This is a genomic window from Flavobacterium sp. ALD4 (assembly GCF_002836475.1).
Lineage (GTDB): Bacteria > Bacteroidota > Bacteroidia > Flavobacteriales > Flavobacteriaceae > Flavobacterium.
In genome coordinates this window covers 1,361,206-1,374,068 of the sequence record NZ_PJBJ01000030.1, presented here as the reverse complement: position 1 = coordinate 1,374,068, position 12,863 = coordinate 1,361,206, and the positions used below count along the sequence as shown (strand labels likewise).

13 protein-coding genes are annotated in these 12,863 nt (G+C 35.8%); 1 reads left to right on the top strand and 12 read right to left on the bottom strand.

Features of this window, described 5'->3' with window-relative positions; genetic code table 11:
• Positions 1 to 31: 31 nt before the first annotated feature.
• The 10 genes from aroA to CXF59_RS14655 form a co-directional block, all read right to left on the bottom strand.
• The gene (gene aroA / locus CXF59_RS14700; protein WP_101138476.1) at positions 32 to 1,261 is read right to left on the bottom strand and encodes a 3-phosphoshikimate 1-carboxyvinyltransferase; all 1,230 of its coding nucleotides are present in this window, start codon (positions 1,259 to 1,261) and stop codon (positions 32 to 34) included.
• A gap of 99 nt (positions 1,262 to 1,360) precedes the next feature.
• On the bottom strand, positions 1,361 to 1,687 hold the full coding sequence (locus tag CXF59_RS14695; protein ID WP_101138475.1) for a nucleotide pyrophosphohydrolase: 327 nt from the start codon (positions 1,685 to 1,687) through the stop codon (positions 1,361 to 1,363).
• 1 nt (position 1,688) lies between these two features.
• Positions 1,689 to 2,141 carry a D-aminoacyl-tRNA deacylase gene (gene dtd, locus CXF59_RS14690; RefSeq protein WP_101138474.1) on the bottom strand — a complete coding sequence of 151 codons (453 nt, stop codon included), beginning with the start codon at positions 2,139 to 2,141 and terminating at the stop codon, positions 1,689 to 1,691.
• Positions 2,142 to 2,176: 35 nt separating this feature from the next.
• Entirely contained in the window at positions 2,177 to 3,157 is a 981-nt protein-coding gene (gene rsgA, locus CXF59_RS14685) for a ribosome small subunit-dependent GTPase A (RefSeq protein WP_101138473.1), read from the bottom strand.
• Between the two features lie 113 nt (positions 3,158 to 3,270).
• Positions 3,271 to 3,795: a hypothetical protein gene (locus CXF59_RS14680; protein WP_101138569.1), complete on the bottom strand. Its 525-nt coding sequence runs from the start codon at positions 3,793 to 3,795 to the stop codon at positions 3,271 to 3,273.
• A 110-nt stretch (positions 3,796 to 3,905) separates the two neighbouring features.
• A complete protein-coding gene (locus tag CXF59_RS14675) occupies positions 3,906 to 4,988 on the bottom strand; it encodes a bifunctional 3-deoxy-7-phosphoheptulonate synthase/chorismate mutase type II (RefSeq protein WP_101138472.1) in 1,083 nt (360 codons plus the stop codon).
• Positions 4,989 to 5,061: 73 nt separating this feature from the next.
• Positions 5,062 to 5,922, bottom strand: a complete 861-nt coding sequence (locus CXF59_RS14670; RefSeq protein WP_101138471.1) for a prephenate dehydrogenase — start codon at positions 5,920 to 5,922, stop codon at positions 5,062 to 5,064.
• A 243-nt stretch (positions 5,923 to 6,165) separates the two neighbouring features.
• A complete protein-coding gene (locus CXF59_RS14665; RefSeq protein ID WP_101138568.1) occupies positions 6,166 to 7,311 on the bottom strand; it encodes a pyridoxal phosphate-dependent aminotransferase in 1,146 nt (381 codons plus the stop codon).
• A gap of 102 nt (positions 7,312 to 7,413) precedes the next feature.
• Complete coding sequence (locus CXF59_RS14660) at positions 7,414 to 8,241, bottom strand: prephenate dehydratase (RefSeq protein ID WP_101138470.1); 828 nt, start codon at positions 8,239 to 8,241, stop codon at positions 7,414 to 7,416.
• Between the two features lie 383 nt (positions 8,242 to 8,624).
• A complete protein-coding gene (locus tag CXF59_RS14655) occupies positions 8,625 to 9,878 on the bottom strand; it encodes a dicarboxylate/amino acid:cation symporter (RefSeq protein WP_101138469.1) in 1,254 nt (417 codons plus the stop codon).
• Between the two features lie 361 nt (positions 9,879 to 10,239).
• On the opposite strand from CXF59_RS14655, the gene gldA reads away from it, so the two are divergent.
• Positions 10,240 to 11,139, top strand: a complete 900-nt coding sequence (gene gldA / locus CXF59_RS14650) for a gliding motility-associated ABC transporter ATP-binding subunit GldA (RefSeq protein WP_101138468.1) — start codon at positions 10,240 to 10,242, stop codon at positions 11,137 to 11,139.
• Positions 11,140 to 11,267: 128 nt separating this feature from the next.
• Here gldA and CXF59_RS14645 read toward each other — a convergent pair whose 3' ends face one another.
• Together CXF59_RS14645 and metF are read right to left on the bottom strand one after the other, a co-directional pair.
• Positions 11,268 to 11,675: a hypothetical protein gene (locus CXF59_RS14645; RefSeq protein ID WP_232758912.1), complete on the bottom strand. Its 408-nt coding sequence runs from the start codon at positions 11,673 to 11,675 to the stop codon at positions 11,268 to 11,270.
• A gap of 161 nt (positions 11,676 to 11,836) precedes the next feature.
• The gene (gene metF / locus CXF59_RS14640; protein WP_101138466.1) at positions 11,837 to 12,793 is read right to left on the bottom strand and encodes a methylenetetrahydrofolate reductase [NAD(P)H]; all 957 of its coding nucleotides are present in this window, start codon (positions 12,791 to 12,793) and stop codon (positions 11,837 to 11,839) included.
• Between the last annotated feature and the right edge of the window lie 70 nt (positions 12,794 to 12,863).

The window sequence follows — 12,863 nt, the reverse complement described above, 5'->3', positions numbered from 1 at the left end:
GACAAGTGTTTACCCCCGTAAACATTGGCAATTACGCCGTAAGCTCAGCAATATTAAAACCTAAACTTTTCAAATCTTCCCAGAAATCAGGGTATGATTTAGAAACAACTTCGGCATTTTCGATTATTATTGGCACTTTTAGCGCCAAAGGAGCAAATGCCATTGCCATTCTATGGTCGTTATAGGTTGCAATTTTAATATTAGGATTGATTGTATTTGAGGCCACAAGTACCAGGCTGTCGTTTGTTACCGAAATATTTGATCCCAGTTTTGTAAGCTCAATTCTAAGTGCTTCTAGTCTATCTGTTTCTTTAATCTTTAAAGTATGTAGTCCTGTAAGATGACAACCAATGCCTAAACCAAGACAAGTGACAACAATAGTTTGTGCAATATCTGGTGTATTGTTAAGTTCGAAATCAACATCTCCAAATTTAAAATCAGGCACTTTAGTCAAAGTCATTTTATTCCCGTCAAAATGCGTTTCAACTCCCATTTGCTTATAGATTTCGACCAAAGCGGAATCTCCTTGCAAACTTGTTTCTTTATAACTACTCAAAGTGATTGAGGCCGTTTCTGACAAAGCCACTAAACTAAAAAAGTAAGAAGCGGAACTCCAGTCGGACTCTACTGTCATTTCTTTTGGATTAACAGTTGCCTTTGGATATACTTTGATTACATTTCCTTCAAAGCTCGTTTTAACATCTAGATCATTGAGCAAAGCCAAAGTCATCCTAATGTAAGGCACAGAAGTAATTTCTCCAACCAAATTTATTTCGATTCCGTTTTCTAATTTTGGCGCTACTAACATTAAAGCCGAAATATACTGACTACTTACATTTGCAGGAATATTTACCTTCGACGCCGTTATCTTTTGCCCTTTGATTCGAATAGGCGGATAACCCACTTCTTTCTCATAGGAGATTATTGCCCCAAGTTGCCCCAAGGCTTCTACCAATACTTTGATAGGGCGCTCTTGCATTCTGGGCGACCCGGTCAAAACTACTTCGCGTCCCTGGTTTACTGCAAAGAAAGCGGTAAGAAATCGCATTGCAGTCCCTGCATGGTGAATATCTACCACCTCATCATTTCCTTTTAATGCTTTTTGCATCACTTCGCTATCGTCAGAGTTCGATGTGTTTGCTAAAGTGATATCAGGAAACAAAGCTTGCAACAACAACAAACGATTGGTTTCGCTTTTTGAGCCGGTTACAGCAATTTGGGCTTTTAAATTAGAATGGGTGGTTTGTAACAGTAAGTTCATGTTGTAATTATGAGTGATGAATTATGAATTATGATCCGTATAATTCAAGCACGCAATTTACCAATCCCCGCCTGTAATTCATAATTTATAATCCACAAATTATTTCAGTTTTTCATTGTTTTTGTGACGATCCTTATCCCGTATCGATTTAAAATCCATTTTCTTATCGAAAGCGGCTTGTAAATCGATTCCGGTTTGATTTGCGAGACACAAAACCACAAAAACAACATCAGCTAATTCTTCGCCTAGATCTTTGTTTTTATCACTTTCTTTCTCTGATTGTTCACCGTAACGGCGAGCAATTATACGCGCGACTTCGCCAACTTCTTCGGTCAGTTGTGCCATATTAGTCAATTCGTTGAAGTAACGAACGCCGTGTTCTTTAATCCAGTTGTCTACGTCTAATTGGGAGTCTTTTAAGTTCATGTTACTCTCTGTTTTTACTGTCTATAATTATACTAACCGGTCCGTCATTTATAAGGCTCACTTTCATGTCTGCCCCAAAAACTCCCGTTTGTATTTTCTTTCCTAATTCTTTTTCCAGCTGCTGCACAAAGTTTTCATACAACGGAATGGCAATATCTGGTTTAGCCGCTTTAATGTAGGAAGGACGATTGCCTTTTTTGGTACTGGCGTGAAGTGTAAATTGACTCACTACAATTACATCACCATCGATATCCTGAACGGATAGGTTCATCACACGGTTTTCATCATCAAAAATACGGATTTTGGTGATTTTCCCAACCAGCCAATCAATGTCTTCTTGACTGTCCGTATCTTCAATACCAACTAAAATCAATAGCCCTTTTTGAATATCGGTCACTATTTTATTTTCAATAGTTACGGATGCGGAGGAAACTCTTTGAAGGACAATTTTCATTTTATTATTTTAAACAGACCTGATTTACTAAGTCTTTACGATTTTCTGTTTTCGTCACTTTCCATTCTATCGTCATTATAAATATCTGTGCGATAGTTTTCGTCATCACCTTCAAGAATTTTAAGGTAACTTCTATAACGGGACCATGCAATTTCATCTTTTTCTAAAGCTGCTTTCACCGCACAATGGGGCTCATCTTTATGTAAACAGTTATTGAACTTGCACTGCTCTTTTAATTTGAAAAATTCAGGAAAATACCCGCTGATTTCTGCAGGCTCCATATCCACTACTCCAAAACCTTTGATTCCGGGTGTATCAATAATTTTGGCGTCAAAAGACAAATCATACATTTCGGCAAAAGTAGTTGTGTGTTGCCCTTGCTTACTGGCTTCTGAAATCACTTTTGTTTTTAGGTGCAGTGAAGGCTCCATAGCATTCACTAAAGTTGATTTCCCTACCCCAGAATGCCCTGAGAACATACTCACTTTACCAATCATCATTTCTTTCAACTTTTCTATCCCTTTCATTTCAGTAGAAGAAACGCGAAGGCATTTATATCCAATTTCCTGATAGACATGCTGCATGTACAATTGCTCATCTAAAGTTGCTTCATCAAAAGTGTCTATTTTATTAAATACTAAAATAGTTTCTATTCCGTAAGCCTCGGCTGTTACTAAAAACCGATCAATAAAATTGAAAGTCGTAGGGGGATTGTTTATGGTAACTAACAGGAAAACCCGATCAATATTAGACGCAATAATATGCATTTGATGGGATAAATTCACTGATTTACGAACGATGTAATTCTTTCTCTCGTGAATATTGTGAATGGTACCTGTTACTGTATCCGAAGATTCTTCCAGTTCATAATCCACTATATCCCCAACAGCTATAGGATTGGTGCTTTTAATTCCTTTAATTCGGAATTTCCCTTTCATACGGCATTCAATAAAATCCCCTTGTTCAGATTTTACGGTGTACCAACTTCCTGTAGATTTATATACGAGTCCTGTCATGCTGCAAAGATAAAATATTGTTTGAAGTTTAAAGTTTAAAGTTTAAATTAATTCTATAAAAAAAGGTCACGAATAATTCCGCAACCTTTTTGTGTCTATAATAAAATAACACACTAGTACTTGTATCCAATTCCCTTTTTTATGGCCTGTGAGCCTCCAATAACATTTGAATTTGCACCAACGGTAACTTTATCAGCTGTTAACAAAATGAATTGACATCCCAATTTTGCAGCATCCATCTTTAATTTTTTTTCCGCTTTTTTATCTCCAGTATTGCCGGTTTGAAAATTAACCAACCCCGTTTTTCCTCTTACTTCATCTCCTTTTTTCAATCCAGAAATATAACCTCTATCTTCTAGGATAACCACTTTATTCCAATCCTCTTCCCCATTAATAACAATTTTTTCAGTTATTTCCTCTAAGCGACCACTTATCCCATAAATTATTTTTTCAACCGCATACTTACTAATTGTGTTTTCAGCATCCTCACCCTCATATTTGAATACAATTGTATATTCTTCAAGCTTGACAACTTTACCTATGACAACTTCACCACTATGTTTGTTGATCACATCTTGCTGAGCACTTACTGCGTTAGTACCAAATATTAACGCTAAAACTAAAATAATTTGTTTCATTTTTATTAAATTTAAAGATAAAAACTTTGTTTTTAACAAAAATACAAAAAAAACCTACAAATAAACTGTAGGTTTTAATAAATAAAAAATAGTAAAATTTGTTTAACCTATTATGCATTAAGTACTTTATCTTGATGACCTATACTCTCCTGGTGGATTGCTTTGAACATTCTAAGAACAAACTCTTCAGTTAATCCTTTTTTCTCGCCTTCTAAAATCATTTTTCCTAAAATTTCATTCCAACGTTTGTTTTGCAATACCGCTACATTAGCTTCTTTTTTAACCAGACCAATTTCATCTGCCACTTTCATTCTTTTTCCCAACAAATCCAATAAACTTGCATCTAGAACATCAATATTTGCTCTAAGTTTCTTCATTTTTTGTGTAAACTCAGTAGACTTGTCATCCACCTTTCTTACTTTCAAATCTACAAAAATTTGTTTCAGGGCAGTTGGCGTTACTTGCTGTGCAGCATCGCTCCATGCATTATCCGGATCGTAATGAGTTTCGATAATCATACCGTCATAATTCAAGTCTAAGGCCTCTTGTGTTACCTCAAGAATCATGTCGCGATCTCCTGTAATATGTGAAGGATCAATTAGTAATGGTAAATCAGGGAATCTATTTTGTAATTCGATAGCAATTTGCCATTCTGGAATGTTTCTGTATTTTGTTTTTTCGTAAGTAGAAAACCCTCTGTGAATTACTCCTAACTTCTCGATACCTGCATTATATAAACGCTCAACTCCACCTAACCATAAAGATAAATCTGGGTTAACAGGGTTTTTTACCAATACAATTTTTTTAGTTCCTTGTAAAGCATCTGCTAATTCTTGCATTGCAAAAGGGTTTACCGTTGTTCTGGCTCCCACCCATAATACATCAATATCATATTCTAAAGCTAATTTTACGTGAGCTGCATTAGCGACTTCTGTCCCCATCAACAAACCTGTTTCTTCTTTCGCTTTTTTCAACCATTTCAACCCTATTTCCCCAACACCTTCAAATCCTCCCGGACGCGTTCTAGGTTTCCATATTCCTGCTCTGAAAACACTTACATCAGAATCTTTCAATTCATGTGCTATTTTCAATACTTGTTCTTCCGTTTCTGCACTACAAGGTCCCGCGATCACAAATGGATGAGTTAAATTGAAATCGTTCAACCATGTTCTCATTTCTTTCTTGTTTTCCATCTTTTCTAATTATTTTTTTTGTTGTTTTTTTGTGTTGTTCTTCTTTTATTAACTTTAAACTTCGCTTGAATATTCACTCCTTTTTTATATTCATACCATTCAAAATTTCTTTTATTCTATTCACGCTTTCCATTTCTTCAAAAATGGCATTATAGTCTTCCTTGATCAGCAAATCTTTAAACTGGGTAAGATTTGAAATAAACTCTTCTAACGTCTCTATTACCTGTACTTTATTCTGTTTAAAAATCGGCGTCCACATCGCTGGTGAACTTTTGGCAAGACGAACGGTACTTTCAAATCCTGAACCTGCCATATCAAATATATCCTGCTCGTGTTTTTCTTTATTTATTACTGTTTTACCCAGCATAAAAGCACTAATGTGAGATAAGTGAGAGACATATGCAATATGTTTGTCATGTGCTTTTGGATCCATGTATCGAATACGCATTCCCATAGCTTTAAAAAGCTCCAATGCCTTTTCCTGCAATTTAAAAGCGGTGCGCTCCACTTCGCAGATAATATTGGTTTTACCTTCATAGAGGCCTTTTATTGCTGCCGATGGTCCGGAAAACTCCGTACCTGCAATGGGATGCGTTGCAATGAAATTTCTCCTTTTCGGATGATTTGTTACCGCTTCACAAATAGGAGCTTTCGTCGAACCTACCTCAAAAACAATGCTATTCTCACCGATCACATCTAAAACTTTTGGCAACAGAGTCAGCGCAACATCTACTGGAACCGAAAGAATCACGAAATCTGCATCTGACAAGTTTTCTATTTGCGCCCCTGCATCTACCACTCCTAAAGCTAATGCTTCTTGTAAATGATCTTCATCAGTATCAACGCCGTAAACAGTAGCTTCAGGATATAATCCTTTAATATCTAATGCCATCGAACCACCAATCAATCCAATTCCTATTATATAAATTTTCATTTTTTATTTTTAACAATTATTCTGATTTTTATCAGGAGCTATTTCCTGCTATTCGCTACAATTTTTTTTGAGCAAACCTTTCAGGATTTACTTAAAAAAAGGATTTCCACTGCTATCAGGGCTAGATATTTATGTTTTTACCCGCACCTTTGTCATTTACCATGATAATTCAGACACGATAGACCTCACTATTTCACACGCACATCCACATCGTCTTCCCCCTTCGGACAGGACTGGGAAGAATCAAAATCGATTAATTGCTTCCTGCACTTTTTCTTCTTTCACACATAATGCAAATCGGATATAACCCTCTCCGTTACTTCCAAAGATAGTTCCCGGTGCTATAAAAATAGACTTCTCTTGTAAAATCTGATCAATAAACTTTTCTGCAGATACACTTCCTACTGGTAATTTAGCCCAAACAAATAAACCGACTCCTTCTTTATGTACTTTACAACCTAATTTCTCAGCTAACTGCTCCGTCAAGACGCGGCGTTTTTTATAAATTTCATTCATCGAATCAAACCAAGATTTGTCACTGTTAAGCGCAGCAATTGCTCCTTTTTGAATTCCGAAAAACATACCACTGTCCATATTGCTTTTCACTTTCAATATAGCATCAATCGCCTTCGCATTTCCTAACACCATTCCCACTCTCCATCCTGCCATGTTGAAGGTTTTACTCAATGAGTTGAGTTCTAGCGCCACATCCTTAGCGCCGTTAACCTGCAATAAACTCATCGGATTATCATTCAAAACAAAACTATACGGATTGTCATTAATCAGCAATATTTGATGTTTTTTGGCGAAAGCCACTAACTTTTCAAACAAGCCCAAGCTTCCCCTTGCTCCTGTTGGCATATGCGGATAGCCAATCCACATAATTTTCACCTTAGTTAAATCTAATTTTTCTAAAGCTTCAAAATCAGGTTCCCAATTCGTATCCTCTTTTAAATCATAGTAAACAGGTACTGCTCCCACTAAGTTTGTTACTGAAGTATATGTTGGATAACCCGGATTTGGAATCAAAACTTCATCTCCTTCATTTAAAAAAGCCAATGAAATATGCATAATACCTTCTTTAGAACCCATCAAAGGCAAAATTTCCGTATTGGGATTCAAGGCTACCTCATAATTATTCAAATAAAAATCAGCCATACTTTTTCGCAATTCCGGCAATCCCTGATAACTCTGATACTGATGTGCATTTTCATCTTCTAACGCTAGTTTCACAGCATCAATAACGGATTGTGACGGACGTAAATCTGGGCTTCCAATTCCCATATTTATAATTGGTTTACCTTCTAAAGCCAATTGTCGCACTTCTCTCAATTTAGAAGAGAAATAGTATTCTTCAATTATGTCTAAACGTTTCGCTACTTGAATCATGTTGTTATTTGTATTTTTACTCCCCACCCCCTCCGAAGGAAGGGGGGCCATTACTGGAAAATGGGGGACTTTATATTTTATTTGTTCGCTTCGAGTGCTAGATTATGGTTTCGTGTTTTTATATTCTCCCAATACTTTAAAGTATTCTGCCATAATTTTCAATAGTGATTTTGTTTTTGCATAGTCGGCATACTTTTCGAAAGTCACATCTACGAAAAAGGAATATTTCCATGGGGTTTCTATTTTTGGTAAGGATTGAATTTTTGTTAAATTCATTTTGCAATCACTCATCACATTTAGTACTGCTGCCAGACTACCACGCTTATGATCCAATTCAAATTTTAAAGAAGCCCTATTGATATCTTCTTCTGCCAGAAATGAATTTTCTTTTTTAATAATGACAAAACGGGTCATGTTGTTTTTTATCGTCTGAATCTCTGGAGCTAAAATTTCCAAATCATACATTTCAGAGGCGGTTACACTGGCAATTGCAGCAATCCCTTTTAACTGATTTTCCTGTATTCTACGGGCCGTTTCGGCAGTATCTTTATCCTCAACTAATTTTATGTTTGGGTAATTTTTAAAGAAATCCATACATTGTAACAACGCCATCGGATGCGAATGTACTTCTACAATATCCTCTATTTTTTGGCCTTTAAGCGCCATCAAATTTTGATGAATTCTTAGATAATGTTCCCCTATTATATGTAAATTGTGCTTGTCTATTAAAGCATAATTAGGAATAATAGGTCCCGCAATTGAATTTTCTATTGCCATAACTGCCTGACCTGCTCTGCCCGAAAGCAAACTATCTACCAATTCTTCAAAAGACAAGCATTCGTCTACTACTACGCTATGCTCGTAATATTCCTGTGCCACCTGATGATGAAAAGAACCTTTTATACCTTGTATTGCAATTTTAGCATTCATATAACAAACTTTTAAGCAAAAAAAAATCCCGATTTGCATCGGGATTGTATATCTATAATTATAAATTTAATTTTCTAATTAAATAACCATACCACAATCCCTTTCCTCTTTCCAGAAGAAATAATAAGTATTGCTAAAATAAAATCGATTGTTTAACATTGTGTGCGTTGTATATTAATTCTGTGCTAATTTATAAATTATTTCGAGTCCACCAAAAAAAAATCCCAGTTTTACCAAACTAAAAAGGAATTCTCTTCAAAACTAGTTTTTAATTACACAATAGTTAAAAAAAGCGACCTAAAACAGTATTTAAGCAACTGCCTATAAACACGTTCCGTAACAAAAACAGCTGCTTTTGTTTGAAAATAATTTACAAAAACAGATTATGCAGTCACTGCATTTGAAAGCCATTTTTTTCCTTCCGAAATGCGGGTAATTAACATCGCTGAAACTACATCACCATTCGCATTTAACAATGTTGCCATAGGATCCACTAAAGTTCCCACAATCATAGCTGCCGGTAAAGCCTGTTCCATTGGAAAGCCATAAATAGTGATAGCGAGAATCTCCCCGATATATCCGCCGTTTGGGATTCCGCCCTCGACCACTGAAACTATTATTGTAATACCCAAAGCAACCAACAAAGTATGTGGATCGCTAAGATCTTTTCCGAACATAGCAAAAATAACGGCTATCTTTATAATTGAGGACATACTAGAACCGTCTTTGTGTAAAGGAGCACCCAGTGGAATAGCGATGTTCCTAATATGAGCTGGAATGTGCATTTTCTCTGTTGCTTCCAGATTAGCTGGAATGGTGGCAATACTGCTGCAAGTTCCTAAAGCGGTCAATGAAGGGGTGATATTGTTTCCCCAAAATACTTTTAACCCATTTGTCCCTCCAGCGATAAACGCATATAAACTAAAGAAAATAACAAAATAGAAAGCACAAACTCCATAATAAAGACCTAATGGTTTAGCATAAGCGCCAAATAATTGCGGCCCAAATATACCCACCTGATAAGCGAAATAAGCTCCCAATCCTATTGGAGCCGTTTTCATTATTAAGTGTAGCAATTGCTTCATCACCTCATCCCCTGAACTTAAGAAGCTTCTAAAGCTCGTTCCTTTTTCTCCAGAACGCAAACTTGCAAATCCAATCAAGAAAGAAAAGATAATTAAAGCTAACATTTTTTCTCTTGAAAGTAATTTATAAAAATCATTGGCTGTGAGCAACTCTGTTATTTGAGACCCTGCGCTCGCACTCTGCATGCTTTCTAATGGAATTTTCGAAATGATAATATCCTGATGAATAGGAAAAAGTAACACGCCAATCATCATCAAAATTGCCGAAATAATTACTGTGCTTAAAAAAACGCCAATGACAACGACAAATAACTTTCCTAACTTTTCTGATTTCTCAAGACTCGCAATAGACGAAGCAATCGTAAAGAAAATCAAAGGAATAATTGCCGTAAAAAGTAAATTCAAAAATATATCACCTAACGGTTTGATAACTTCCACATCTTCACCAAAAACCAAACCCAATATACTCCCTGCCGTAATTCCGCAAAGAAGCCATATGATACTACTATAAGTTTTAAATAAACTACCTGACTCACTAGTTGCTTTGCCCATACCCTATACTTTTTAAAAATTTTTATAAATATATCAATCTAACTGGGAAAATAATACTGTTTGTTATCTTATTCATTTGGATGGAATTCACGATAAAAACAAAAATGCTTATTTATTTAAAATACTGCTCTTGTTACTTTAATACCTAATATCTGTAGCAATAAAATATGTTATTAATGGGGACATGTATTTGCCATAATTTGTTAAGTCTCGACGAGACAAAGTTGCCATAAATAATAATTATTCTACCAATATAAAGTCCCAAACGGGATAAAAATTAACAATAAATTCATTCTCAAATGTATTCAAAAAATAACAAATCAATCTTTTTTCTGTTTACTTTTGCAACAAATACTACGTCATGTCAATACAAGTAAATAATATATCTAAAAGTTATGGTGCCCAAAAGGCATTAGACAATATTTCGTTTTCTGTCAAAAAAGGAGAAATCGTTGGTTTCTTGGGTCCGAATGGAGCCGGAAAATCTACTTTAATGAAAATACTGACTACTTATATTGCTGCCGATAAAGGAACTGCCTTGGTGAATGGTCATAATGTAACCTCAGATCAAAAAGCCGTACAGCTTTCTATCGGTTATTTGCCGGAACACAATCCGTTGTATTTGGATTTGTATGTGCGGGAATATCTAGCTTTTAATGCCGATATCTATAAAGTTGCCAAATCACGTATCGAGGAAGTAGTACAAATGACTGGCTTAACTACAGAAAGTCACAAAAAAATAGGACAACTCTCTAAAGGGTACCGTCAACGTGTAGGGCTTGCTAATGCTTTACTTCATAATCCCGATGTTCTGATTTTAGACGAACCAACAACTGGTTTAGATCCGAATCAATTAATCGAAATACGTAACGTTATCAAAAATGCAGGTAAAGACAAAACTGTTTTTCTTTCCACGCACATCATGCAGGAAGTGGAAGCAATATGCGACCGTGTCATTATCATCAATAACGGGAAAATCGTAGCCGATAAAAAATTAGATCATTTAATCTCCGCCGATAAAGAACAAGTAATCGAAGTGGAATTTGATTATAAAATAGAGGAACAGGCTATTGCTAAAATAGAAAACCTTACTTCCTGTAAAAACACGCATGACATGATTTGGGAATTGACTTTTAAAACCGACAAAGATATGCGACCTGCGGTTTTTGATTTTGCTACAGCAAATGGTTTAAAAACACTTCAACTGAATCAAAAAAACAAGAATCTGGAAGCAATCTTTAGAGAAATCACGAAGAAGTAGTGTTCAGCGAACCGTTTTTCAGTGTTCACCCAAAGATTTTACATAAATTACAGAGAAAAAGCTCGCTTAAATCCCCAAATAATGGGATTTAAGCGAGCTTTTTTATTTGTGTTATAATAAAGTAACAACTACTTACTATCCAAAGGAGCCCCCACTGCAATATCACATCTGTGATTTTGTTGTCCATGTGGCGGATTCATTCCTTCAGCTGTAGGCGTTGCTTCTGCCGAGGCTGCTGTATTATTTACTGTATAAGTTGTAGCAGGAGCACTTTGAGGCTGACTATTTGCCGTGGCTGCAACCGGCGAATTTAGCGGAGCGCCGACAGCGATATCACAACGATGCCCAGCCTGACCGTGTTGCGGATTCATTCCTTTAGCTACCGACACTGGAGCTACTGAAGTTGCCTGTTGATTCACAGATGGCGCCACTGCCGGATTATTAGGCGTTGTGACATTCTGATAAAAAGGCACCACATTTGTTGAATTAGTATCAACCTGTTTTACGCTTTCATCTTTACAAGATGTCAATGTCATTAAAAAAATAAAGAGGAAGTAAAAATATGATTTCATAGCAGCGTATTTATTTTGGTGATAATCAAATATAAGTCTTTAAAAACCTTTCTCCAAAATAAAATTTGCCCTCAATCCACTTAACTTCTTTAATGCCACTACAATCAAACTTTTTTAGTCGTCAATTAAAAAATCTTACTGGCAATTTGTCTGATATTCTCTGATTTTCCCATAGAATAATAATGCAAAACAGGAACTCCCGCCGCTTTAAGTTCTAATGATTGTTGAATAGCCCATTCGATACCTACCTCTTTTATATCAGCATTTGTTTTACATCCCTCTACGGCTTGTATTAAATCTTCGGGCAAATCTATCCTGAAAATCTGCGGTAATATTTGTAGGTGCCTTTGAACTGCTAATGGCTTAATTCCGGGAATGATAGGAACCATAATTCCCATTTCGCGTGCTTTGGCAACAAACTCAAAGTATTTTGCATTATCAAAAAACATTTGTGTTACCACATAATCAGCGCCTGCATCAACTTTTGCTTTTAGTCTTTTTAAATCTGATAATAGCGATGGTGATTCTAAATGTTTCTCCGGATAACCCGCTACTCCAATACAAAAATTAGCTTTATTATCAACATGCATTACATCATGCATATATTTCCCCTCATTTAGTAGCTTTATTTGTTGAACTAAGTCTACGGCAAAGTTATTCCCCCCTATTTTTGGAACAAAAGATTGTTCGTCTTTCATAGCATCACCACGCAAAGCCATCACATTATTGATTCCTAAATAATGACAATCTACCAATAAATATTCAGTTTCTTCTTTTGTAAAACCACCGCAAAGTACATGCGGTACGGTATCTACATCATATTTATGTTTTATAGACGCACAAATCCCTAATGTCCCTGGACGCATTCTAGTTAGTTTTTTATCAAGTAAACCATTTCCCTTATCTACATAAATAAACTCTTCTCTCGAAGTAGTTACATCAATAAATGGTGGTTTAAACTCCATCAACGGATCAATATTGTCATACAGGTCTTGGATGCTTTTCCCTTTTTGTGGCGGAATAATTTCAAATGAGAATAATGTTTCTCCTTTGGCATCTTCTATGTGATTTGTTACTTTCATAATTCAGCCCCTTAATCCCCGAAGAGAGAATTCCTGAAAGAGGTCGTCAGGATTATTATTAATCATTATC

Bases quoted from the DNA above. Each gene is read 5' to 3' on its own strand.
- aroA (WP_101138476.1), bottom strand. From the start codon at position 1,261: ATGAACTTACTGTTACAAACCACCCATTCTAATTTAAAAGCCCAAATT.
- CXF59_RS14695 (WP_101138475.1), bottom strand. From the start codon at position 1,687: ATGAACTTAAAAGACTCCCAATTAGACGTAGACAACTGGATTAAAGAA.
- dtd (WP_101138474.1), bottom strand. From the start codon at position 2,141: ATGAAAATTGTCCTTCAAAGAGTTTCCTCCGCATCCGTAACTATTGAA.
- rsgA (WP_101138473.1), bottom strand. From the start codon at position 3,157: ATGACAGGACTCGTATATAAATCTACAGGAAGTTGGTACACCGTAAAA.
- CXF59_RS14680 (WP_101138569.1), bottom strand. From the start codon at position 3,795: ATGAAACAAATTATTTTAGTTTTAGCGTTAATATTTGGTACTAACGCA.
- CXF59_RS14675 (WP_101138472.1), bottom strand. From the start codon at position 4,988: ATGGAAAACAAGAAAGAAATGAGAACATGGTTGAACGATTTCAATTTA.
- CXF59_RS14670 (WP_101138471.1), bottom strand. From the start codon at position 5,922: ATGAAAATTTATATAATAGGAATTGGATTGATTGGTGGTTCGATGGCA.
- CXF59_RS14665 (WP_101138568.1), bottom strand. From the start codon at position 7,311: ATGATTCAAGTAGCGAAACGTTTAGACATAATTGAAGAATACTATTTC.
- CXF59_RS14660 (WP_101138470.1), bottom strand. From the start codon at position 8,241: ATGAATGCTAAAATTGCAATACAAGGTATAAAAGGTTCTTTTCATCAT.
- CXF59_RS14655 (WP_101138469.1), bottom strand. From the start codon at position 9,878: ATGGGCAAAGCAACTAGTGAGTCAGGTAGTTTATTTAAAACTTATAGT.
- gldA (WP_101138468.1), top strand. From the start codon at position 10,240: ATGTCAATACAAGTAAATAATATATCTAAAAGTTATGGTGCCCAAAAG.
- CXF59_RS14645 (WP_232758912.1), bottom strand. From the start codon at position 11,675: ATGACATTGACATCTTGTAAAGATGAAAGCGTAAAACAGGTTGATACT.
- metF (WP_101138466.1), bottom strand. From the start codon at position 12,793: ATGAAAGTAACAAATCACATAGAAGATGCCAAAGGAGAAACATTATTC.